The following is a 257-nucleotide window of genomic DNA, read 5'->3' on the forward strand; positions in this document are numbered from 1 at the left end:
GCTTAGATAAGCGCATCGAGCGGGAAATTCTAAGTTTACTACTTGAATTTGCAAAGGATAAAACTCTGTTCATGATTAGCCATCGTTTAACGGCGATGGCCAAGATGGACCAAATTCACCTTATGGCTGAGGGTAAAATCGTTGCTTCAGGAAATCATCAAAGTCTGCTCAAGGAATGTGCGGCGTACCAGGCTCTTTATCGTCGATTAGGTTGAACTAGGTTGTAATCATGGAGATAGTTGATGAATAATTTTATG

At 40.9% G+C, this 257-nt stretch carries 1 pseudogene; it reads left to right on the plus strand.

Features of this window, described 5'->3' with window-relative positions:
- Nucleotides 1-215: pseudogene (locus B4920_RS26905) on the plus strand (ABC transporter ATP-binding protein); the annotation flags it as partial.
- Nucleotides 216-257: the final 42 nt, after the last annotated feature.

The sequence above is a fragment of the Zoogloea sp. LCSB751 genome, assembly GCF_002028455.1.
Classification (GTDB): Bacteria; Pseudomonadota; Gammaproteobacteria; order Burkholderiales; family Rhodocyclaceae; genus Zoogloea.